26 protein-coding genes are annotated in these 23,292 nt (G+C 42.6%); 13 read left to right on the forward strand and 13 right to left on the reverse strand.

Going from position 1 to position 23,292, the window contains the following annotated elements; translation table 11 throughout:
* Window positions 1-117 precede the first annotated feature (117 nt).
* The 5 genes from FQ608_RS08110 to FQ608_RS08130 all read left to right on the forward strand — a co-directional run bounded on the left by FQ608_RS08110 (window position 118) and on the right by FQ608_RS08130 (window position 5,527).
* A complete protein-coding gene (locus FQ608_RS08110) occupies window positions 118-2,370 on the forward strand; it encodes a PSD1 and planctomycete cytochrome C domain-containing protein (protein ID WP_234364129.1) in 2,253 nt (750 codons plus the stop codon).
* Between the two features lie 3 nt (window positions 2,371-2,373).
* Window positions 2,374-3,831 (forward strand): DUF1501 domain-containing protein, encoded by a 1,458-nt coding sequence (locus tag FQ608_RS08115; protein ID WP_158857314.1) that lies wholly within the window; start codon window positions 2,374-2,376, stop codon window positions 3,829-3,831.
* A gap of 437 nt (window positions 3,832-4,268) precedes the next feature.
* A complete protein-coding gene (locus FQ608_RS08120) occupies window positions 4,269-4,880 on the forward strand; it encodes a Uma2 family endonuclease (RefSeq protein ID WP_158857315.1) in 612 nt (203 codons plus the stop codon).
* 87 nt (window positions 4,881-4,967) lie between these two features.
* The gene (locus tag FQ608_RS08125; RefSeq protein WP_158857316.1) at window positions 4,968-5,213 is read left to right on the forward strand and encodes an AbrB/MazE/SpoVT family DNA-binding domain-containing protein; all 246 of its coding nucleotides are present in this window, start codon (window positions 4,968-4,970) and stop codon (window positions 5,211-5,213) included.
* The gene (locus FQ608_RS08130; protein ID WP_158857317.1) at window positions 5,204-5,527 is read left to right on the forward strand and encodes a type II toxin-antitoxin system PemK/MazF family toxin; all 324 of its coding nucleotides are present in this window, start codon (window positions 5,204-5,206) and stop codon (window positions 5,525-5,527) included. The genes FQ608_RS08125 and FQ608_RS08130 overlap by 10 nt, the downstream gene beginning before the upstream one ends.
* Window positions 5,528-5,575: 48 nt before the next feature.
* Here the strand turns inward: FQ608_RS08130 and FQ608_RS08135 are convergent, their stop codons facing one another.
* Complete coding sequence (locus FQ608_RS08135; protein ID WP_158857318.1) at window positions 5,576-6,979, reverse strand: carboxylesterase family protein; 1,404 nt, start codon at window positions 6,977-6,979, stop codon at window positions 5,576-5,578.
* A 356-nt stretch (window positions 6,980-7,335) separates the two neighbouring features.
* On the opposite strand from FQ608_RS08135, the gene FQ608_RS08140 reads away from it, so the two are divergent.
* The 5 genes from FQ608_RS08140 to FQ608_RS08160 all read left to right on the forward strand — a co-directional run bounded on the left by FQ608_RS08140 (window position 7,336) and on the right by FQ608_RS08160 (window position 14,320).
* Window positions 7,336-8,253, forward strand: coding sequence for an endonuclease/exonuclease/phosphatase family protein (locus FQ608_RS08140; protein WP_158857319.1), 918 nt, complete (start codon window positions 7,336-7,338; stop codon window positions 8,251-8,253).
* 346 nt (window positions 8,254-8,599) lie between these two features.
* Window positions 8,600-8,923, forward strand: coding sequence for a hypothetical protein (locus tag FQ608_RS08145; protein WP_158857320.1), 324 nt, complete (start codon window positions 8,600-8,602; stop codon window positions 8,921-8,923).
* A gap of 107 nt (window positions 8,924-9,030) precedes the next feature.
* Window positions 9,031-9,960 carry a dihydrodipicolinate synthase family protein gene (locus FQ608_RS08150; RefSeq protein ID WP_158857321.1) on the forward strand — a complete coding sequence of 310 codons (930 nt, stop codon included), beginning with the start codon at window positions 9,031-9,033 and terminating at the stop codon, window positions 9,958-9,960.
* Window positions 9,961-9,980: 20 nt separating this feature from the next.
* Window positions 9,981-12,698 carry a sodium:solute symporter family transporter gene (locus FQ608_RS08155; protein ID WP_234364130.1) on the forward strand — a complete coding sequence of 906 codons (2,718 nt, stop codon included), beginning with the start codon at window positions 9,981-9,983 and terminating at the stop codon, window positions 12,696-12,698.
* 80 nt (window positions 12,699-12,778) lie between these two features.
* Entirely contained in the window at window positions 12,779-14,320 is a 1,542-nt protein-coding gene (locus tag FQ608_RS08160; protein ID WP_158857322.1) for a sialidase family protein, read from the forward strand.
* 136 nt (window positions 14,321-14,456) lie between these two features.
* Here FQ608_RS08160 and FQ608_RS08165 read toward each other — a convergent pair whose 3' ends face one another.
* Window positions 14,457-14,648, reverse strand: a complete 192-nt coding sequence (locus FQ608_RS08165; RefSeq protein ID WP_158857323.1) for a hypothetical protein — start codon at window positions 14,646-14,648, stop codon at window positions 14,457-14,459.
* A 160-nt stretch (window positions 14,649-14,808) separates the two neighbouring features.
* Here FQ608_RS08165 and FQ608_RS08170 point away from each other — a divergent pair, with 160 nt between their 5' ends.
* A complete protein-coding gene (locus FQ608_RS08170) occupies window positions 14,809-15,537 on the forward strand; it encodes a hypothetical protein (protein WP_158857324.1) in 729 nt (242 codons plus the stop codon).
* Between the two features lie 109 nt (window positions 15,538-15,646).
* Here the strand turns inward: FQ608_RS08170 and FQ608_RS08175 are convergent, their stop codons facing one another.
* The 10 genes from FQ608_RS08175 to FQ608_RS08220 all read right to left on the reverse strand — a co-directional run bounded on the left by FQ608_RS08175 (window position 15,647) and on the right by FQ608_RS08220 (window position 21,058).
* Complete coding sequence (locus tag FQ608_RS08175; protein ID WP_234364131.1) at window positions 15,647-16,246, reverse strand: type I restriction endonuclease subunit R, EcoR124 family; 600 nt, start codon at window positions 16,244-16,246, stop codon at window positions 15,647-15,649.
* A 101-nt stretch (window positions 16,247-16,347) separates the two neighbouring features.
* Window positions 16,348-16,797, reverse strand: coding sequence for a hypothetical protein (locus tag FQ608_RS08180; protein WP_158857325.1), 450 nt, complete (start codon window positions 16,795-16,797; stop codon window positions 16,348-16,350).
* Window positions 16,787-17,134 carry a hypothetical protein gene (locus FQ608_RS08185; RefSeq protein ID WP_158857326.1) on the reverse strand — a complete coding sequence of 116 codons (348 nt, stop codon included), beginning with the start codon at window positions 17,132-17,134 and terminating at the stop codon, window positions 16,787-16,789. Before FQ608_RS08185 ends, FQ608_RS08180 begins: the two co-directional genes overlap by 11 nt.
* A gap of 65 nt (window positions 17,135-17,199) precedes the next feature.
* Window positions 17,200-17,580 (reverse strand): RHS repeat-associated core domain-containing protein, encoded by a 381-nt coding sequence (locus FQ608_RS08190; RefSeq protein ID WP_199856336.1) that lies wholly within the window; start codon window positions 17,578-17,580, stop codon window positions 17,200-17,202.
* A gap of 355 nt (window positions 17,581-17,935) precedes the next feature.
* Complete coding sequence (locus tag FQ608_RS08195; RefSeq protein WP_158857327.1) at window positions 17,936-18,301, reverse strand: hypothetical protein; 366 nt, start codon at window positions 18,299-18,301, stop codon at window positions 17,936-17,938.
* A 164-nt stretch (window positions 18,302-18,465) separates the two neighbouring features.
* Window positions 18,466-19,044, reverse strand: coding sequence for an MFS transporter (locus tag FQ608_RS08200; RefSeq protein WP_158857328.1), 579 nt, complete (start codon window positions 19,042-19,044; stop codon window positions 18,466-18,468).
* Between the two features lie 295 nt (window positions 19,045-19,339).
* On the reverse strand, window positions 19,340-19,624 hold the full coding sequence (locus FQ608_RS08205) for a hypothetical protein (protein WP_158857329.1): 285 nt from the start codon (window positions 19,622-19,624) through the stop codon (window positions 19,340-19,342).
* Window positions 19,625-19,854: 230 nt separating this feature from the next.
* Window positions 19,855-20,193, reverse strand: a complete 339-nt coding sequence (locus tag FQ608_RS08210) for a hypothetical protein (protein WP_158857330.1) — start codon at window positions 20,191-20,193, stop codon at window positions 19,855-19,857.
* Window positions 20,194-20,326: 133 nt separating this feature from the next.
* A complete protein-coding gene (locus FQ608_RS08215; protein WP_158857331.1) occupies window positions 20,327-20,827 on the reverse strand; it encodes a CHC2 zinc finger domain-containing protein in 501 nt (166 codons plus the stop codon).
* Window positions 20,828-20,896: 69 nt separating this feature from the next.
* Window positions 20,897-21,058, reverse strand: coding sequence for a hypothetical protein (locus FQ608_RS08220; RefSeq protein WP_158857332.1), 162 nt, complete (start codon window positions 21,056-21,058; stop codon window positions 20,897-20,899).
* A 152-nt stretch (window positions 21,059-21,210) separates the two neighbouring features.
* On the opposite strand from FQ608_RS08220, the gene FQ608_RS08225 reads away from it, so the two are divergent.
* Together FQ608_RS08225 and FQ608_RS08230 are read left to right on the forward strand one after the other, a co-directional pair.
* Entirely contained in the window at window positions 21,211-21,546 is a 336-nt protein-coding gene (locus tag FQ608_RS08225) for a helix-turn-helix domain-containing protein (protein ID WP_158857333.1), read from the forward strand.
* Window positions 21,547-21,608: 62 nt separating this feature from the next.
* Window positions 21,609-22,064, forward strand: coding sequence for a hypothetical protein (locus FQ608_RS08230; protein WP_234364132.1), 456 nt, complete (start codon window positions 21,609-21,611; stop codon window positions 22,062-22,064).
* 389 nt (window positions 22,065-22,453) lie between these two features.
* Here the strand turns inward: FQ608_RS08230 and FQ608_RS08235 are convergent.
* Window positions 22,454-23,292, reverse strand: an 839-nt coding sequence (locus FQ608_RS08235) for an RHS repeat-associated core domain-containing protein (protein WP_317168903.1), incomplete at its 5' end; no start/stop codon positions are given.

The following is a 23,292-nucleotide window of genomic DNA, read 5'->3' on the forward strand; positions in this document are numbered from 1 at the left end:
ACTTTCGAAAGATTCGATCATTAAAGAATCATCATGTACTTACAGTTTTATCGTAATTATATCGCTCTTTTCCTTACCCTTAGTTTCTTTGCATCCTGCACAGAAAACAGGAGTGGAATGTTCAATAGCAACTCCAATCTTCCCGACCAAATCAGTTACAATTTCCATATCCGTCCGATTCTTTCAGACAATTGTTTTGCCTGTCATGGGCCGGATGCAAATAAACGGGAGGCAGGGTTACGGTTGGATATTGAAGATGAAGCGTTTAAAGTACTTGCGGAAAGCCCCGGAAAATATGGGCTGGTTCCGGGGAATCCGCATGAATCCCAGGTTTGGCAGCGCATCAATTCCTCTGATGAAAAGGAATTGATGCCACCACCTGAATCGAATTTAACGCTGACAGAGCACCAGAAAAATTTGATCCAAGCTTGGATCAAACAGGGAGCAATCTACGAGAAACACTGGGCATTTGTTCCCCCGGTTAAGAAGGAAATCCCTCAGGTTAAAAACAGCGAGTGGCCCAAAAATCCAATTGACTTCTTTGTGTTAAAAAAGCAGGAAGAATTGGGAGTAAAGCCAAATTCCGTGGCTAATACCGAAAGGCTCCTTCGAAGGGTTAGCTTTGAACTCACCGGTTTGCCTCCTGATTTGGAAATGATGGAGGCCTACCTATCCGATGATAGGGAAGATGCTTACGAACAGTTAGTGGATAAACTGCTGGGACGCCCTGCTTTTGGGGAGCGGATGGCTGTTTTCTGGCTGGATGTAGCGCGATATGCCGATTCCTATGGGTACCAGTTGGACAACCTGCGTACGCAGTGGCCTTGGAGGGATTGGGTAATTCATGCCTTTAACGAAAACATTCCTTACGACACCTTTATCCGGTGGCAATTGGCAGGAGACCTGCTTCCGAATCCTACTAAGGAACAGCTCCTGGCCACCGGATTTAACCGGAATCACAAAATCACTGAGGAAGGGGCAATTGATGAGGAGGAATATAGGGTTACCTATGTGGCTGACCGGACAAATACGCTGGGTAAGGCACTTCTTGGGATGACCATGGAATGTGCGGCCTGTCACGACCACAAATACGATCCAATCTCCCAAAAGGAGTATTATCAGCTATTCTCGTTTTTCAACAATATTGACGAACGGAGGACAAGCACCACACCGATTGATCCATTGGTGGGTACGCCGGCATCCTATGCCAAAAAACCCCTTATGGAGATCACGGATGAAGATGTACTGTCGGTACTTTCTTTTGTGAACAAGCAGGATACGTCAAAATTGATTGTTTCCGTGATGGGAGAACTGGATACCTTGCGAAAAAACCACATTAGGGAACTAGGGATTTTTGATGCGTATGGGGAGGAGGTTTTTCCCGCGACACCAGAGGCTATTTTAAGTTTTCCACCATCAGCCCCTGCCAACCGGTTGGGGTTGGTGGATTGGCTATTTGATCCCAAAAACCCGCTTACGGCACGGGTTTTTGTCAACTTGGTTTGGAAGGATGTTTTCGGTCGGGGCATAGTCAATACACCCGGGGACTTCGGCATGCAGGGAGAACTTCCTAGCCATCCCGAATTACTGGATTGGCTGGCAGTCGATTTTATGGAAAACGGTTGGGATATCAAGCGCTTGATGCGTCAATTGGTCACATCGGCCACCTACAGGCAATCCGTAATTTCCGAAGATGCGAACAGGGATACTGATCCGGATAATATTTATTACACCCGGTTTTCCAGAGGGCATTTGAAGGCGGAGTTTATCCGGGATATGCTATTGGCTTCCAGTGGGCTGTTGGTTAAAGAACTTGGTGGTCCCAGTGTCAAGCCTTACCAGCCTCCGGGATTGTGGGAGGGAGCCACGGCAGGAGGATCCACTTTGTCAGAATACCATCAAGACCACGGGGATGCTCTCTATCGAAGGGGGCTCTATACCTTTGTGAAGCGTACCGTTCCTTCGCCATCCATGCTGATTTTTGACGCCAGTAACCGGGATCAATGCGAGGTAGAGCGGGGAAATACCAATACACCGCTTCAGGCATTGGTTATGATGAACGATCCAACGGTATTGGAGGCCGCAAGGGTACTGGCCAGCAGGTTGTGGCTGGAGGAATCGGAGGTGTCGGAAAAGATCACCAAAGCCTTCAAACTGATTCTCTGTCGTACCCCAAAGGAAAAAGAGATCGCATTGCTTTTGGGTTATTTCCAAAATCGAAAAGAAGCATCTGATGAAAAGAATGCCCGCGAGCTGCTTGCGGTGGGAGAGTATGACCTGGATGAGGAAGTTGATCCCATTGATACCGCCGCCCTGATGCAGGTGATAGCCACCTTGTATAATTTAGAAGAAACGATAAACCGATCATAAGTGATGGAAAGTGAAATTACCGAATATAGACTGAATCAGAACAGACGGAGATTTCTTTCCAAAATGAGTCTTGGCTTGGGGTCTGCTGCCTTGGGATCACTGCTGATGCCGGATCTGTTTAATCGCTCCACAGATACTGACAGTCTTATTCAACCGGGCATACCCGATTTTGCCCCAAAGGCAAAGCGGGTAATTTACCTCTTCCAAAACGGCGCACCCTCCCAACTTGAATCCTTTGACTACAAACCGGGTTTGGAGAAAATGCTGGGACAGAACCTTCCGGATTCCGTCCGTGGAGGTCAGCGCTTAACCGGATTTACGGCAAACCAACCCGGAGGCTTGCCCTTGGTCGGGTCATTTACGGGATTTAAACAATACGGTGCTTCCGGCACCTGGGTAAGCGACCTATTTCCACATACCGCCAATATCGTAGACGATATTTGTATCGTCAAATCCATGCATACGGAAGCAATCAACCACGACCCCGCCCTTACTTTTTTCCAGACAGGTGCCCAGCAGGGTAACCGTCCGAGTTTTGGGTCTTGGCTGAGTTATGGATTGGGGAGTGAAAACAAAAACCTGCCGGCATTTACGGTATTGATTTCCAGAGGGAAGGGAAACAGTCAGGGTGTATATGCCAAGCTGTGGTCAAATGGCTTCCTGGATCCCATTCATCAGGGAGTGCAGTTTGGTTCCGGGGAGGATCCCGTCCTTTATTTGAAAGACCCGATCGGAATGAGTAGGGCAGACCGCAGGGAAATGCTGGACAATCTCGCCCAGATGAACCAATGGGCCTACGAGGAACTGCATGATCCGGAAATCAACGCCAAAATAAAGCAGTATGAAATGGCCTACCGGATGCAGGCAGCCGTTCCGGAAATTATGGACCTCAGCAAGGAACCCCAATCCGTTATCGATCTATACGGGGAAGACTGTCTGACTCCGGGCACCTTTGCGGCCAATTGCTTAATGGCCCGAAAGCTGTCTGAAGAAGGGGTACGATTTGTACAGCTTTACCATCAGGGATGGGACCAACATGTGAATTTGCCCAAGGAGATTACCGGACAGGCCAAAGACGTGGATCAGGCCTCTGCCGCCTTGGTGACGGACTTAAAGCAAAGGGGATTATTGGATGAGACGCTAGTTATTTGGGGTGGGGAATTTGGACGTACCTGTTTCAGTCAGGGGCCCATTGAAAAAGGAAATTACGGCAGGGATCACCATCCGCGTTGCTTTAGTATGTGGATCGCCGGAGGCGGCGTAAAACCCGGATTGGTATACGGTGACACGGACGATTTTAGCTACAATATCATAAAAGACCCGGTACATGTCCATGATTTTCACGCCACCGTACTGCATCAGCTGGGCTTGGACCATGAAAAGCTTGTCTATAAGCATCTGGGCAGAAGGTTTAGACTCACCGATGTGGCCGGTAGGGTGGTGCATGATTTGTTGGGGTAGTTGGGACATAGGGACTGAGAGAATTGGAGACTGAGAGACGGAAGACTGAGGGACTGAGTGGTAGACAAACCCTCCAGGTTTTTAAGACGTTCAGCCAGTAGAATAGACAAAATGATTGAAACCTAGAAAGCTTATTCTTTTCAAAAAACAAAAGAATAGTCCGATGATTGTAATGAGAGAGGGAAAAATTACAGCCGTAGATCCAAACGATATGGAACCCATAACTATGTATAAGCGTAATGGTGGTTCGACTGAGTAATTGGGAGATTTAGGTGTTGGGAGAAAGAGAGACTTAGGGACTGAGTTCATCAACCTATCGACCTACTTGGAGACTGAGGGATTGGGAGATTTAGGGTCTAAGAGACAGAGTTCATCAACCATCAACTTATCAACCTATAAACCAATCAACCCATCAACAATATTGTTATCTTAGAAATATGAAAAGCGAGGAAACCCCCGATGAAGAGAAATTACCTTTTACCGAATCCGGCAGGTACACTTACGCAGATTATCTCAAATGGGAAATTGACGAAAGGGTGGAGCTTATCAAAGGCAAGGTCTTTCGCTTTGGAATTGCCGCACCCCGGAGAATCCACCAGGAAATCTCGGGTAGGGTGGCTGTCAAACTCTTTACGTTTCTTAAAGGAAAAACCCCCGAAGTCTACACCGCACCCTTCGACGTACGCCTGTCAAAGAAATCCCTAAAAAACGAAGACGTGGATACGGTGGTCCAACCTGATATCAGCGTGTTTTGTGATAGGAATAAATTGGATGACTTTGGAGGCATTGGTGCGCCCGACCTGATTATCGAGATCCTCGCTCCCGGTGACAACAAAAAGGAGCTGCAGGACAAATATGACCTTTACAAAGAATTCGGGGTGAAGGAATACTGGATTATCCACCCAGTAGAACAGACCCTGTTTACATACACGCTTGTGGAAGGAAAGTATATCCCCTCAAAACTTTTTACGTCTGGAGATTTTATTGAATCCAAAGCCGTCGAGGGGTTTCGACTGGATTTAGATTATGTGTTTGCGGAATTGGATTAAGAATTGAATTCGAGCAATTTTTTCCTAATTAACTTTTCTTGCAATTCGACCGTTAAAGTAATAACTTTGTAATAACAAGTTAACAGTATGGAAGCATCAATCATTAAAATAGGAAACTCAAAGGGACTTAGATTAAGTAAGGCCATTATCGACAAATATAACATCAAGGACAAAGTTGAAATTATACTTGAGGACGATAAAATTATCCTTAAGCCGATGGGCGAACCTAGAAAAGGATGGAGAGCGGCATTCAAGAAAATGAATGAACGTGGGGAGGATAAACTCGTAATTGATGACGTATTTGAGGATGAAAACTTTGACGAATGGACCTAAACCAATATCACGTTGTCCTTGTAAACCTTGAACCCACGGTTGGAAGCGAAATCGAGAAAATCAGGCCTTGCGTAATAATTTCACCTGACGAATTGAACGATTATTTAAGAACGGTTGTAATCGCCCCTATGACAACTAAAAGTCATAATTATCCTACTAGAATTAAGGTAAAACATAATGATCAGCAAGGTTGGGTAATGATTGACCAAATTAGGACGATTGACAAATCCAGAATTATAAAGGCCTTGGGCAATTTGTCAACCAAGGAAATAGAAAAATGTAAAAAGGCAATAAAAGAAACCTTTGTTGATTAGAAAGAAAACTAAACGCAAAAAATACTTACGACTAAAACGTTGCAACTTTCACTCACCTACCAACCTTTGTGCAAAAACCCATTCCCACAGCCCCTCCGTGTTTTCAAAGGATTCGGAAATTATATGCCCTTCACCAGCAAATTCAGTATAACGTGGATCGCCACCTGCTTCTTTGATGGCGGCAATCATTTTTCTGGAACCATCCACAGGAACAATCCGGTCCTTGGCTCCATGAAATGCCCAAACTGGCACATCCACGATTCTATCCGCAAGCGAGGGGTTGCCTCCTCCACAGATAGGTACAGCTGCGGCAAACATCCCGGGTCGGGTGCTGATAAAATGCCAGGATCCATATCCGCCTAGGGATTCACCCATCACATAGCGTCTGCTTTTGTCAATGGCAAACTCCCCTTCCAGCGCTGCAATAGCTTCAAAAACTAACTCATCTACGGAAGGTACATTCTCGACAGCTCCCCAGGTGGAACCGGGTGGGCATTGGGGCACGAAAATAAAGGCAGGAAAGTTTTCCCGGTTATTCTCTTCACTCAATATCTGCGCAGTCCAAGAACCATCCACCTGGCTCGCATTATCCGTTCCGGACCCCGCACCTCCATGTAGTGCAACCACGATTGGATATTTTTCCTGCGGATTATAGTCCAACGGTTTCATCAAACGGTATCTCAATGTGTCACCTTCACGATTAACATAAATACGTGCATCAAAGGGTTGTGCCACCAGCTGGGCCCTTTTAGGCTGCTGCGCAAACCATTGTACCGTGCTGAACATTTGCGCGCCGAGCGTCAGAACAATCACCAAGCAAATTGCTCCAACTACTCCAAAAACTCCATTAATGGTATTTTGTAATCTGTTCCTTTTTATTTCATGATCCACAAATCTCAATTCTGTCCAAAAATTCAACAGATAAAACACCGGAATTACTATACCAATAAAAGTGGCCCATTCTAGGTATTTTTCAAAACCTCCAATGCTGCTTGGAGATTGCAAAGTCCAGGCGTAGGTGGAGAAAAGAACGATATCGACGGAAAAACTAATAATTGCCGCTATTTTTAGCCAGCGTTGGTTAGATGTGAAAAATAGGCTAAGCGCATAGCATATTCCAAATCCTACCACCGCCAAAAAAGAAATTGAGTAATAAGTCGGTTCTTCCCTTGACCATAGGATTTGTAAAAATACAAGGGTATATGCGATTGAAGCTATAGTGACTGTTAATAGAAGTAAAAAAGGATAGTGGTAATTTTTATAATGGAAATATTTCAGCAATAGGATATGGTACATGAAAGAAATGGTACTCAAAAGTAAAACCCAGTAAACATAAGATTCCAGACCGTAAATTCTCGCACCTATTTGAAAGTAAAAATACCCCTGAATCAGCCCTGCAAGAAATATCAATACACTGAAGAATATGGCAGTTTTGTAAAATGTCTGGTTCATGGTTGTCCTTTTCGAGAATTCAATGACTTGAACAAAATGTAAAATGGAAAACAAAATAAAGAAGTTGGATGGATAATCCTACCTTAAATCCGCAAACCTTCTAGGTTTTCTTGATAAAAAGCTGGTTGTTCAAATCAAATTGGTAAAACCTGGAAGGTTTTCCTTTATCCGTTTCGCCAATTTTAAAATGAAAATGAAACCTTCTAATTATCAAGTTTTTAAACAATTTGTTGAAAAATTTAAAGGCTTTACCGTAGAGGAAAAAGACATCGACTAGGCTTACACTGCAATGGTGCAAGTTTAAAATTCAAATCTTGTTAAAATTCACTATATTTAATCTCACCAAAAACCATAAAATGAAAAAGCTTTTTTTTATTCCGGTTCTTTTCTTCCTCTTTTCCGGGCAACTGCCTGCGCAAAATCAGGCTTTAAAAGTCTTAAGTTACAATATCTGGAACGGATTTGACTGGGGTAAGGATTCCGAAAGGGAAAAGGAAATGGTCAAGTGGCTTAAGGAACAGAACGCCGATGTCATAGGATTTCAGGAGCTAAATGGCTTTACGCCTGAGAAACTTGAACAGTTGGCCAGTCAATGGGGTCACCCGTATACGCTTCTTTTAAAAGAAGAGGGATATCCCATTGGCATTACATCCAAAACACCACTGGAAATAAAAAGCCGGATGTTGGGTGGATTCTGGCACGGGATGCTTCATGCCAAAACACGAGACATTGATTTTGTAGTGGTTCACTTAAGTCCCCAAGATTGGCAATTCAGAAGATCCGAAGCCGAAATCATCTCCACGTATATCGAAAATGTGTTTATGAAAAACCAGCAAGATAAGTTTATTGTGATGGGGGATTTCAATGCGCATTCACCTTTTGATGCAGGATTTGATATAACCAATTCGGAAACACGCAAAGAAAACCAAAAAGCTGACAGCTTGAGGTTTGCCGAGAAAGGCAACGCTGCCTTCCAAACGCTCCGAAATGGTGCTTTTGATTACAGTGTCATGTCCCGGTTCTTATCGCTGCCTTTGATCGATGTGGTACAATTACATATAGAAGAAGATCAAAAGACCTCCTTTCCCACACCCTTGGTCACAGGGGGAATGTCCTCTGAGCAACTGGAGAAATACCAACAGCGGATTGACTATATCCTGGTAAGCCCTTATTTTGAGACCCTTTGTTCCCATGCTGAAATTATCAACACCGGTAGCCCGGATGGCCTATCCGATCATTACCCCGTGGTGGCCACCTTTCAATATGAAGAATAAAAATCACTCATATTGAAAAAAAGTTATAAACCATATAAGTCATAGGAGAACTTATGAATTTTTGAATTTATTCCCATACTATCGCCTCGGGTTTTTGAAACCTTACAGAATATGTGATTCAATTCCGGATCACATTTCGATAAACCATTATAGTCAGAATCAATTGAGTGATGAATTCCAGTTTAAGGGTTGAAAGTAAGTCCTTTAATATTCCTCCTCATATGAACTTATATACCTTATATGGTTCAAAAATTGTAACCATATGGATTATGAGAACATAAAAGTTTTTAGGCACTATCACTGCAGTATGATGGGCTAAAAGTTCCAGTATCCGGTCAACGTTTTTTTGGCATCATCAACCTACAATGGTCAATATCAGTGTGACATAGGCATGTTGGCCGAAAATGTAAATTCCTGGCAACACAAAGGTGAGCAAGAGGCACTGCCAAGATACTACTGGGCTGATCAACTGGCTCAAAACAACTCATTTTGGGGATGGACATTTTATTATGAAAGATGGGATTATTTATCCTTGAGAGAAGTGGCACTCAATAATTCCTTGCCGACCCGATGGCTTGAACCGATAGGCATTTCAGCCGTGAGTTTAAACCTTTCAGGTTTTTACCTTACTTGGGCCGATTTCACTATCCACCCTCAGCCTGAATTCTAAAATTGTTCTGAATCCGAGATACGGAAACTGATTGAATGGACTATTTTCCTAGTAAGTTTCCGGAATTTTCCGGTAACTTACTTTCCTAATCTAAATCACAAAAATGTATGAAGTTCGAAAAAATTACGGGACTGATAGCCGCCACCTTTTCACCTTTTGATCAAAACGACGAACTGAAATTAGATGTCGTTCCAGCATATTTTGATTTTCTGATTAAGCAGCAGGTTAAAGGAGCATTTATCTGTGGTACCACCGGTGAGGGTTCCGCACTGACTTTTGAGGAAAAAAAAGCTTTGATCGAGATATGGGGCCCTTACAATAAGAGGGATTTTAAAATCATTTCCATGGTTTCCGGTACAAGTCAAAAAGAGGCGATTTCTTTGGCTAAAATATCGGCAGAAAGTGGTCTTTATGGAATATCTATGAACGCACCCTATTATTTTAAACCTTCCAGTGTGGATGGGCTGTTGGATTTTATGGCTCCCATTGCCGAAGCTGCACCAGGTCTTGCAGTTTATTTCTACCACATTCCGCTTTTGACCAATGCCTACCTTCCTATGCTTGAACTACTCGAAAAGGCCGGTAAACGAATCCCGAATTTTGCAGGGATCAAATACACCCACAACGATCTGATGGATTTTAATAACTGTCTGCGATTTGAAGGTGCCAAATATGATATTCTATGGGGTTGGGATGAGACCTTTTTGGCGGGTTTGTCAATGGGTGCTAAGGGTGCCGTGGGCAGCACCTATAATTTTGCCGCTCCCCTCTATCATAAGGTTTTAGCGGCGTTTGAAAAAGGAGACATGGAAACCGCTCTGCTATACCAGCAAAAATCCATCGATTTTATCTCACTTTATGGAAAATTCGGCGGGGCAGCTGCAGGTAAAGCAATCCTCCAAATGTGTGGGGTGGATTGTGGGGATTTCAGGTCACCTGTCAAAAAGCTGTCCGATGGAGAAAAAAAGGCATTCTCCAACTTGCTTCAAGATCAGAATTTTTTTGAAAATACTATTGAAAATCAAATGAATACCTGATTCAGACTAAATTAGCACTTGTGAAGAATATTTTGATAACCTTATTTTTTCTGTTGGGAATTGTCTTTACTACATTGGGCCAATCTCCTGACGGAAAAAACATACTCCAATGGGAGTCCGTTGCTAAATTTCCCACTGAAGATGGTTTTGATGCGCCAATGGGGTACGCAGGCATGTTTGTAGGCAAGCACAGGGAGGTCGCGATTTTCGCAGGGGGAGCAAATTTCCCCGAGGCACTACCATGGGAGGGTGGCCAAAAAAAATGGTGGGATAAAATCTATATTCTCAAGAAAGAAAACGGCGAATACCGCTGGATTTCCAATACGTACCAGCTACCTAAAAATCTTGGATATGGTGCTTCTGTCTCTACGGAGGATGGACTAATTCTAATGGGTGGAGAAAATGAATCCGGGCCTCAAAAGAAAGTGTACCGCTTGCAGTGGGATAAGGAAAATCAGCAGATGAACATAGAAAACCTGCCGGATCTTCCTTTGCCACTCACCCATGCTTCCGCCGCTTATCTCAACGGAAGAGTTTATTTGGCAGGAGGAGTTTCTGAAATTAGCTCAGGCAGGTTTCTTTCCATGGATCTGAAAGCAGAAAAGCTCCAGTGGGAAGATCTACCCACATGGCCAGGCTCTGCACGGTCGCATACCGCACTTGTCGCACAGACGTCCGGCGAATACGAGAAACTATATTTGTTAGGAGGCAGGAAAAAAGGGGAATCCGGAATTAGCGACGTTTTTGCCGATGTGTTCCAATTTGATCCCAGAACTAAAAAGTGGAAAGATTTGGGACAGATTAAAGATGGAGATGGCACGGTTCAGCCGCTTTCTGCCTTTGCCGCCAAAGCAGCTGGATCTGGCCATATCCTAATTTTCGGCGGTGTGACTCCAGATCCTTTCAATCAGTTGGAAGCAATTGCACATGAGTTAGGCATAGATGAAATATCAGAATCCAAGAAAGATTCACTGATCCATTTTCGGGATTATATTTTGAATTTACATCCCGGATTCAATAAGAAAGTGTTGGCTTTTCATACCGTTACCAAAGCATGGACAACTTTGGACGAACTGCCCTTTACAGCTCCGGTTGATACCTATGCTGTTCAATTTGACGGCGACATGTTGTTGCCGTCCGGAGAAATCTATCCGGGGATAAGAACTCCAAATATTCATAAACTTCAGGTTGTCAACCAACAGCAGTTTGGCACGCTCAACTACATTGTTTTGGGAGGGTATTTGGGGATATTGGTGCTGATGGGTATTGTCATCTCCAAAAATCAACATAATGTCAGTGATTATTTTACGGCAGGCGGGCGTGTGCCTTGGTGGGCTGCCGGCATCAGTGTTTTCGGCACCCAACTCAGTGCCATTACCTTTATGGCAATTCCTGCCAAGGCCTTTGCGACGGACTGGACGCTCTTTATCCTGTTGATGACAATCATAATGGTCTCCCCAATTATTATTGCCGTGTTTTTGCCTTTTTTCCGAAGGCTTAACCTTACTACGGCCTATGAATATTTGGAAATGCGATTTAACCACACTGTCAGAACTTTGGGAAGCTTGATTTATGTCACCCTGCAGTTGGGACGATTGGGAATCGTATTGTTACTTCCTTCCCTGGCACTTTCTGTGGTTACGGGAATTAATGTGGAAAGCTGCATCCTTATCATGGGTGTGCTGAGTATTCTCTATACCGTTTTGGGTGGAATTGAGGCCGTGATTTGGACCGATGTTATACAGGTTTTGGTCCTGCTGGGAGGAGCGTTGGTCTGTTTGGTGATGATGGTGACGAAAATGGATTTGGATTGGACCACTTTCCAGAATCTTGCGGTGGACCAAGGAAAGACAACGCTATTTAATACGAGTTTTGACTTTACGGGAACTGCGATTTGGGTGGTGTTGATAGGAGGATTGGCCTCCAATATCGTGCAGTACGGCAGCGATCAGACGGTAATCCAGCGTTATCTCACCACCAAAGACGAAACGACAGCCGCAAAGGGAATCGTTATGGGCGCATGGATGGCTTTGCCTTCGGCGTTGATTTTCTTTTCCATCGGCACAGCCCTCTATCTTTTCTACCTGCAACAGCCGGAACAACTTTCTCCCGTAATCCAAAACACGGACAGTATCTTTCCATGGTATATTGTTACGCAATTGCCACAGGGGATTTCAGGGCTATTGATCGCGGCGGTATTTGCGGCGGCCATGTCTAGTCTGGATAGCAGCATGAATTCAGTGGCCACTGTAATCACCGTTGACTTTTACCAAAAATGGTTTCCCAAAAGCAAGGGAGAAGGAAAGCAACTTGCTTTTGCACGGTGGGTGACCGTGGTTATTGGGGTAGGAGGTACAGCCTTGGCGTTGATGATGGCCAAGATGGGAATTCCCTCACTTTGGGATCAGTTCAATATGCTGATCGGCTTATTTGCCGGAGGCTTGGGAGGTATTTTTTTGGTTGGTATTCTATCGAAAAGAGTCAATGGCCAAGGAGCTGTATTTGGCCTGTTGGCCAGTGCATTGACTCAGGTTTTGGTGAAATATTATACCCCGTTAAGTATTCACCTATACGCCTTTACAGGATTGGTCAGCGCGATGCTTTTTACCTACCTGTTTAGCCTTTTCTTTCAAAAGCCCAAATCAGAGAAACTGAATGGACTTACAATCTATTCACTGAGAAAAAGACAGGGAGTGGGAGAGGTGAAGGAAGTAATCATAGAAAATGAATTGAATTGAGAAGATTAAAATTTGAATAGGAAAAACGAAATTGGTTTCAACCAACGACTAATCGATAGTGAAATTATAAATAAAAGAAAATGAAAAAATATAGAATGATTATGAACGTGATGGCATTGGCGATAGGGTTGACGATCAGCCTTTCCTGCCAATCCCAAAAACTAAATACAGAAAGGTCGCTAAGCTACGAACCCAGTTATGTGCCGCTATTGCAGGGAGCATATAGCCATGTCGGTTCCGTGCGAGTAGATGATATGGAAGTGTTAGGTCAGGGGAAATTACTCATGGATATCAATGCAGCTCAGGCATTGGACAGTGTAAAACTAATGGCCAGGTTGGGTGAGAAAGAATTGATGGAAATCCACGCCATTGCAAATGTAAAGGGAAAAGCACAGTTGGCCTTTGAAGCTTTGCCGTTGGGTACAATGGCCCTGGAAATCCATCTTAAAGTAAATGCGGCTCATGGGATCAAAGAACGGGTGGATGTTAATATTACCGGTTTAGAGCTGGGAGGAAATAGATTTAACATCAAATCAACCAAAGATGTCCCGGCATATCGCTTGGCTAAAGCACTGAGAAGTTATGGATTTGAGGGGATACATTCCTTCAGAATTCCCGGCATGGTGACCAGCACAAAGGGAACGGTTTTGGCAGTGTATGATATAAGGAGAAACAGTTCTGTGGATCTTCAGGGGGATATTGACGTCGGGCTGAGTAGAAGTGTAGACGGTGGCAACTCTTGGGAGCCCATGAAGGTCATCATGAATATGGGTCAATGGGGCGGCTTGCCGGAGGATCAAAACGGAATAGGTGACCCATCTATTTTGGTGGATCATGAGACTGGCCATATTTGGGTTGCGGCACTTTGGGCCCATGGAAAGCCCGGCAAAATGATATGGAACTCCTCAGAAGTGGGAATGGAACCAAAAGAGACCGGCCAATTGATGTTAGTCAAGTCGGAGGATGACGGATTGACCTGGTCTGAGCCTATCAATATCACTGGGCAGACCAAAATTGCCAAGTGGCATTTGTTCTTCAACGGTCCCGGAAAGGGCGTTACGATGAAGGACGGTACCTTGGTATTCCCGGCACAGTATAAAGACGAAAATCAAATGCCTCACAGTACGATTATCTACAGTAAAGACAAGGGGAAATCCTGGCATACCGGGACCGGAGCCAAGTCCAATACCACGGAAGCTCAGGTCGTCGAACTTGCCGACGGCAGACTAATGCTTAATATGCGGGACAATAGGGGCGGTTCGAGATCAATTTCGGTGACCCAAGACTTGGGGAAAACCTGGGCAGAACATTCCACCTCACGTGGGTCTCTGATTGAGCCAGTTTGCATGGCCAGTATCATAGCCAATCCATTTCAGGACAATATGTTTCTTTTTTCCAATCCGGCAGACGAGATGGCCAGGATGAATATGACCATAAAGGTCAGCAATGACAACGGACAAACTTGGCCGGAAAATTTACAACTCCTTTTGGATGAAGGCCGGGGTTGGGGATATTCCTGCCTCACCATGATCAACGAAAAGGAAGTGGGTATACTCTACGAAAGCAGTGTAGCCAATATCACCTTTCAGATCATTCCTTTGGCAGATATCATAGGGAGATAGTGAACCAGTTGAGAAAGATTATAACGATGTGAGAACGTAATCTGAACTTATATATCTTATATGGTTTAAAAAATAATAACCATATAAGATATATATAAGATCATATACGTTTTTTTAAATCTTCCCCTAAAACTGCTCAGTTTTTGAGACTTGATGTAGTATAGTACAGCGAAACTTTGGCAAGCAGTTTTTCATGGCGCAGTCGGAAGACACAACATCCCCGAAAGTTGCTTGACGGTTTGTTGGTGTTGTTGGTGGCGTCTCCCTGACCTCTGTGTAGTTTATACCTTTTGTTGTAATAGGAAATGGACAAAATTTTTCCCTCCATTTTTTGCCCCGTTAGCATATCTTAACAAGGATATTTTTCACATCTAAAAGTCAAACAGTATCTTCGTTGACATAGACTGCTGGTAAAGGAATTATGCCGGTGTACGTTTGACTTGATACTAAGAGGATCCCCTTGAATATAAAAAACCGGTTGTTTATCCATGAAATCCATCCTAGTTATATTTTTTCTATCCATCACTGCCTTGTCTGTTCAGGGCCAGGTATTGACTGGGAATATTATAGATGTGTTGGATCATTCCTACCTGACTGGGGTAAAGGTGGAAAATATCCGGACAAAATCGACCTTTACCAGTGCTCACCTTGGATATTTCCGTATGGAAGTGGAATTGGGGGACTCGGTGCTTTTCAGCAAAGAGGGCTATGTCACCCATGTTATGGTGGTAAAAGAAACCGTCCACCAAGTGGTTTCCATGATCTTTGACGCGGTAGGCCTGCCTCCGGTCGATGTTATCGGCGAAAGGCCTTCCATCTATATCCCGGGTATTTCCCTGGACAGGGATCCGAACAGAAAACCAATGGGGCCCGGCAGGATTATGCCCGGCCACAGTGGATCTGCTACAGAAATGACCCCCGGCTTTACCATAGATGGCCCCATTTCCTATTTTACCAAAAGGGAAAGAAACAAACGACAATACAAGCGGGCCTTGGAAAAGCTCTCCAGGCAGGCCGCCTATTTGGAAGTTATACAATCAGATTCCATTAAGCAGGTTCTCATGGACCGGTTTGAACTACGTGAACCTGAACTGGACGAGCTGATTATCGCCTTTAATACGTACCACCGTGAACATGAATTTCTGGATATGGACCAAGACACGGTGCTGGGACTGCTATATGAGTTCGTAAACGAAAATATATGGAGAATAAGGTAATATCCGCCGGATTAATAGTCAGCAGCTTTTAGGGGGAAGCATCCCAACATGCATCAACTCGGCGAAGTGCGGATTGTCTGCCTTGGTACAGGGGGATGGTATGGGAAGGTTAATTTTCCCTAAGCCGCCTCCGAAATGCCGTTGATAAAGGTCTCCCAAAACCGAGGATTTTAGCCTTAACTCTTTCTGCTATGGTCTTCCTTTCTTTAAGAGCAGGTTTGTTCTTCATTAATTCGATGATGTCATCTCTGAGCGGTTCCTTCTCGGTGTAGATAAAATCTCCGATCACTTTTTCCAAGCCTTTATCATCCAAATTCTCTTCCTTGCTAAGCTGCTGTAGGGCGTTGAGGCGTTCCATGGTCCAAAAGCTGGTGAATTCCTCTGGGATATCATCGGCGTCCTTTATCTGGGGAAGGTTTTCACGGATAAATTTTTCGATCAGCTCCCGTTTGCTTCTGAGTTGGGCTTCCCCGACGATAAGTTCTACAATGGCTTTCTTCTGCTTCTCCTGTTCCTCAGGAGTGGCGTCTTTCAGTTTGCCAAGGAGTTTAAGTATATAGCCCACATTGATCTCGTCCCGGTGGATCAGTTCAAGTTCAAAATCAATATCGTTTAGGATGGAGATCTTTTCCTTTTGGCTGTTGTTTTTGGTCCTGTCATAGAGGTCCAGATACTTGCTTTTGTAGTCTACAATGGTCTGCTCCGGCATAGATAGGTCTTCGAAGTCAAATTTTTTTAGTATGGAATTAAGCGTTTGCTTACATTCAATTGGATTTTAACAAGGAGAATCTCCCGACCCAATGAGGTAATCTAACCAGAAAATAGTTTTCTAAACCCAAAAAAATAAATTACAGATAGAAAGGCAATAAAGATTAATGAAATAACTACGCCCGCCTTTTGCTTTCTTATTTCAAGTGGGAGCGTAGTAATATAACTTAAATGGGGAAAATTAGGGTTATAACTAACTTCTATTGTGCTGTCAGAAGAAAACAAAAAATTATCATCATAATACCTTTTAGCTACCTCTATTTTTTTATTAAATTCCTTATCTGTAACATTATAGGAATAATGAATACTTAAATTATTTTCGTCAACGCTATCTACTATAATCTCAAAATTCGTTATCTGAGCCTTCCTTAAGCTAAATACTTCAAAAACCTCATTGTACCCTATTAGCTTAAAAACCGCACTCAAAAGCATGCCGCACCAGAAAATCATTCCTATTACATAGAATGTTTTTATGATCCTTTTAATCGTCATAATCTTTTTTTTGCTGTTGTTGAATTACCTTAATCGTCGATTCGGTAGTCATTGCACTTCCGGCAGAAATAGTCGTAATAGTGGAATTGGTAGCTTTGGTAGCATTAGCCATTCCCTTTTTCATAGTTTCAGTTACCACATCAACATTCGCATTTATTACAGCTTGAGATTGCCCGGTTGAAGCTCCTATTTGTCTAATAGTTTTTGCTGTTTGCTCCATACTTTCAGCCATTGTAGTCTTCAAAAAAGAAGAGGTAGATGTTTCGTCCACTTTCATAGTTTTTCCAACAGCACAGCCTAGTCCTCCTCCAATTGCTCCGGTAAATGCCCCCTCCATGGCTTTCCCTGCAAAGTCTTTAGAATTAATACTTTTTAGCCGCGTCCGAAATACTTTCGCCTTTATTATATCCCGCAACTACTTGCCCAGCAGTATCTCCTGCAATGCCCCCAGCAGCCCCTCCAACTGCCCCAGCTTGCACCTGCCAAGATTACCACACCTAAAGTACCCCCAGATGCAACAGTCGCACCCACAACTAAGTCAACTGTAGCCCCAGCGTTAGCTCCAGAAACGGCTCCCTCGGTAGCTCCAGCGAACACATCGCCCCCCTTTTTATAAGCATTATATGCACCAGCAGCTCCACCAACGACTGTTCCAATTATGGTTCCTATAAACCTTCCATCTGGGTCAATATATTTGATTGGATTATTTGCTACATAATTATAGGGTGAGAAGTCGACATAAACCTCCCCCAGCGGATCCACCACCCCCCATCTTCCAATCACCGGGTTCCTGATACACCTCGTAATCGGGACAAGCTATACATCCTGGCCCCATAATCGTAATACTGCAGCCCGTTGTCCCCAATCAGCTCCTTGCCGTTGTACAGGTACTTGTTTGCTCCAGCCCTGCAACCCGGCCCCTCGCTAGAATAAGCCTATGGCTTATTTTTTAACGCTTGGTCCTCAGTATATTGAAATCCAATCCCCGTGAGCTCCAATCCCCAGGGATTCCCGATACGCTACGCTATCGGGACAGGCTATACTGCGTATCCTGCATGATGGGGGAGGGGGTGCTCATTACCGTAAAGTCGTCGAACCAAACGTCCTCCGGGGTTTCAAAGTCAATCTTATTTGACAGCTACATCATTTGTTTTATATAATTATCAATACATTTTTCTGATTTACCCCAAAAATAGTATTTACTTTCATCTAAAAATTCTATCTCCATAAGATTACTAAATCCGATTCTGGATACTTTTTTATACATTCTTAAATCCTTCGTTAGGTCCTTTTTAAAAACGTTTTTAATAATAAACTGTTTATCAATAACTTCTATGTATTTTATTTTACTTGCTTGAAAGGAATAAATGGAAATTAATAAAAATGATATTAATAACATATATCCATCAACAGATACAATAACGAATAATAGTGCCATAAACATTACGGTAATAAAAGATATAATTCCGATCACTTTATTACCTAAACTAATTATATTATTCATTATCCTTTTTGTATTCAAATTTCAGACCGGCACTTGTACTAAACTGATAGCCTAAAATTTTTTGACAAGTTCCTAAAATTCTCTTAATAATAATTTTGAGCTACTTTTATCATCACAGGAATATTTCTGACTTTAAAAGAAGCCCGGAGCGTATCCCACTTTTATCATTCTATTCTAGTAAATTCCAGTTTTTCATTTGATTGACTAAGCGTTAAGGATTTAGCATCAATTTTTTCTACTATAAAATCGAATTTCACGTTTCCTTCTTTCTTGAACTGTACACTTTTTTCAGAAAAATTTAAATCATAGTCAATTTCCTCATAATTAGGTGACATACTCATTATGGCTTCATCACCATCTATCTCTAACCTTATTTTAAATCCTTTATCGTCATCTGTTTCCCATTTTCCTATCAGTAAATTTGTTGTTGTTTCTGACCCGTAGGCTTTTTTATCGTCAATTTGTCTCTTACTTGTAATAAGTACGACTCCAATAAACACAACAGTCCAAAATAAAACCAAAAATACTTTCATGCCTATTGGCTTATCGGTTATCCAATTACCAAGTTTATATCCAACAAACGCACCCAGTCCTGATATTGGCACAACTACAAAGAGATTGTTCGAGGAAAGCTCTTTAGACAAAAAATAACAACCTATAAACACACCGGCAAAAAGGGTTATTGACCAAAAATCCTTTTTTTGAATAAAATCACTCATATTATTGATTCTCAGTTGGTTCATGTAATACATCCATTATCATTGTCTCAACTTTCACCGTAGAAGTGTTGGATTTTATCTGATTTAGTTTATTTTTTTTCTCAAATTAGGCGTGGTTCGGTTTAGAACCCGTCCTGAAGAATATCTAATTGGGGAAAGTAAACAGATCAAATTGCCAGCCGTAGAAATTGTAAATGCTGACGTTATATTTATTCCAAAGGCCATATCTCCAAAGAGAACTATCTATGATTTAATGGCTGCCTCGTTACTTATGGTATCATTTTTTCACAGATAACAAGCATGGTACACGGTAATAGGACTACCTCATCCACGCAAAAAGCGTCTTCTTAATTTCGGTGTTATCAAATTTCACCACCTTGTCCAACTCAAATACCAATAAACTTGACAACTTGATAATTTGTCCATCTTTTAATTCTATCACAGAATGATTGTAATAATCCCATGCAAATACGGGCTTGCCATTCCTCGACAAAGGCCAAGATTTGTAGACTTTAATCTTCACTACGTCTTTTACATTGAATTTGATTTCCTTTTTACCATTTTGATAAATCGCCTGACCTGTAGATTTATCATATTTAAACACATCGTTACGATTCCTGAAATAATAATTCAAATGGAGTGATAATATTGGGATTGAATATGCAAGAAAAAAAACACTTCCCACTAATAACGCAGTATTTGGTTCAAATAGGCCTTTTTTGTAAAGTAATATAAAAAAAATAATAAAAGGAAGGCAAATCATGACGAGAATATAGAGCCACAAATGCCTTAAGTGATCAGAGGTAGTGATTTTAAACAATTCCATATTGATATTTATCTATAAGGCCTCCATCCTTTTCTTAACGCATTGTAAAAGTCAGAATAGGCTTTGTCTATTTGTGGCTGTATCTCATTCATCCGTCCATCATATACATTCTCTCCTATGATAACTGTTAATCCCACAATGGCGCCAAGACCAGCAGTAACATAAACACCTGCTGCCGTGGCTGTGGCCGTCCCGAAAGCACGATAACTGAATCTTGCTCCCGATAAATCACCATTTACCATTTCAGCTGCATCTACAACAACAGATAATCCTCCGGTTGCATACCCTAAACTCGATGTTCCTGCTTTTACATATTTGAGTACTTGTCCCGTTTGTTTAGAAATCACATTCCAGCCGGCTATAGTCTTCCCAGCCTCATTGTATACAGGGACTACTATCGTCTGAGAATATCTGACGAGATTTGTTCCTTCCTCAACAACCCCAAGTCCAACAATATCCCATATTTCAGACAGTCGTTTATCAGGCTTTCATCTTTCCTTGTCCCGTGGTGGATCTGCCCGGCATTGTAACCGATTTCGAGTTGTTTATGGTCAAGGTTGCGGCTCTCGATGTATTCCCTTGCAGGTTTGGAGTAGTGCACCGCATTTTTGAGATAGTAAACATCCGCTCCAAAAACATTGCTTTCTCGTTTGTTGAACCCTGAGCCTGCCGAAGGGTGGTTGCTGTAGTTTGGGTTGTGGCCGCTCCCGGATTGACGATACTTTCCGCTTTCTTGATTGCTTCGTGCTTGGTACATTTCTCGTAGTATAGTATGAAGTCGATGACATCAATCGCCTTGCCGTGGGTCTGGCAGTTGGTGGAGAAGCAAAAAGCCGTCCGGGTTTTGTAGTAAAGCTGCAGGCTCGGGGTTCTGTCGTTGTGGAACGGACATTTTAACCTTGCCTGTTTGTCGGCTATTAGCCCGTAATGTTTAATCACTTCCGCCCATGTCAGCTGTTCTTTGATTTGCTGTATCTCCATCCCTAACAGCCGGTCTTGGGAAGCTTATTCCAAAACAGATCACGCAATCTGCGCAGCGTGTAGCAATAGTTACTCAATTCCCTCCCGGAAGTCCCCGGCATCCTTGGACACATACACCAGGTCACACATCAGCGCATCCAGCTGGTCACCCAGCAGCTGCGGATCATGGTCTTCAACCAGAAGCCTATTCAGCTCCCGGTAGTCGTATCGGTAGTCCTTTTTAGTCTCCATAAAACTTTCTTTAAAAATTCTCATCTGATAAATACCTCACAAATCTAACCCATACTACGTTTACAAACAGGAGTTATGGTAATTGTATTTGACTTATAGGTGATGTATTTTTGTAAATCACTCTTAATATAACTCTTAAAAACGAGGTATTTATGGCTTTTTCAGACAGATTGGCGTTCGCACGCAAGCAGAAAAAAATCAGGCAGGCAGACCTGAGGAAGCTCGTCGGGACTTCGGGGGATATCATCGGCAAGTATGAACGGGGTGAAAACATCCCATCCATTGACGTGGCCGCAAAGATCGCCGACTCACTTGGGGTCAGGCTGGATTACCTGGTCAAGGACGGGGAGTACGAGCGCATTGACAACGAAACGCTCAAAAAACTGAAGGAGATCCAAAACCTGGATCCTGAAAACAAGTCACACGTCTGCGTCACCATCGATGCCTTCATCAAGGCCGCCAACCTCAAAATTATCGCTGCTTTGTAATGAGATCTTTTATGATTTTACAAATTGTCGTTTCACCCATTATGATTCACAAATCGATGATCTTGGTAAAAAATACAATACACCATATCTGTAAATACCTGATAATTGGCACCTTATTCATTAAATGCTCTCCAAAAAGCCATAAAGAACAAGAAATCACTGGAGCTTGGATGTTTAAGGACTTAAGTGGTATGTATAATGAAGCTTTAATTAGCAATGATTTTTTTATTATCCATAATGAAGTGATGGGGACTTCAATCTCAAAAACCCTCGATTTAAGTGATGCTTTTTTTACAATTTCCACCGAAGACAATGGACATATTAAATATCAAATTTCAAACTCTGAAACAAACAATCTTGTCATTTTGAATGAATTTGAAAAACTAGAACTAAAACCCATAGATATAAGTACTGATATCGATTTAATTGGCCACGGTAATCAAGAGGAGATTGCAAAATACTGGCAAGAATTTCGAGAAAGAAAAAATTCAATCGAAAGGGAAGAAATCCTTCTATAGTCGATACTTGTTAAAAGCTCTAATTTTTTCCTTCAAAGAAATAGACAATACCGCCATTACCGATATTGGAATGCAGAAACCTATAAACACAACTTGAATAGATTTATTCTGGATAAAAACATTATCTCTCCAATACCCCTTGAAAAGAAAATAACTGACGAAGCAGGCTAGGATTAACAATAATCCAAAAACAATGAAAGCATATACAGGGATTACCCTGGCATGGACGCTATTCAAATGGATATTGTCCGATTTACAACAATACTTACATTCCACACCGAATTCCTTTCCTACTTTCTCTGAAAGTTTATAGCGATCTTCATAGAAAGAAAATATAGAGTTGGCTTTACCGCATTTTCTGCATATATAAACCAACTCTAGCATATATCTCATTTTTTAAGTACTTTATATGCCTGTCTGGCTTGATTTAACCAGTCCTTACCACTCCAACTTCCCTTGTTTTGCTGTAGAAATTTGATCCAAGGGTTATTCGATAACTTTACACCTCTTGCGGCAATATTTAATTGCGATGTAACTTTCAATGCACTCCTATTCTTGGAAAAATTGTTTATTGCTGAAAGACCGCTTCCTGCAAAAGCAAAATCATCAAAACCTGCAGGACTCGGCAAAGGCATCATTCCCAAATCAGCAGCCATATAAAATGCATCTTTGCTACCGTATTTTGTAACGAGGTGTCTTCCATAATCAGACCTATTCCAAACCATTTCTCGCCTTGAAAGCCCTTGACCTTCCATATCACGAATGCTTCTAATCTTTATCCCCCCATCTTGTGCTGCATTATATCTTTCAACAAGGTCTCTAGAACTATAATGTCCTTGGTACTCGTCAGGAATATCCGACCATAAGTCGACTTTACTGGCTGTGTAAACAAAATCTCCATCCGAACCACCTGGTTTAGAAACGGCCCCAACATGAATTTCTTCTTTGGATCCTTCAATTATAGTTTTTCTGTTTCCTATATGTACTGTTTGTTGGGAATCACCCCCCAAATCACTCACCCAAGTAAGGTCTCCCGTCTCGGTATTTAATCTCCATTCGTCCAGCATCCCGTCAGGATCAATACGGTTCAATGGATTGTTCTGGACATAGTTATACGGTGTCATCCAAGAACGTTGCTCCGCCAATGGATCCACCACCCCCCATCTCCCAATAACCGGATCATACATCCTAGCCCCATAATCATAATACCGCAGCCCGTTGTCCCCAA

The sequence above is a fragment of the Lunatibacter salilacus genome, assembly GCF_009797935.1.
In the GTDB taxonomy this organism is placed as follows: Bacteria; Bacteroidota; Bacteroidia; order Cytophagales; family Cyclobacteriaceae; genus Lunatibacter; species Lunatibacter salilacus.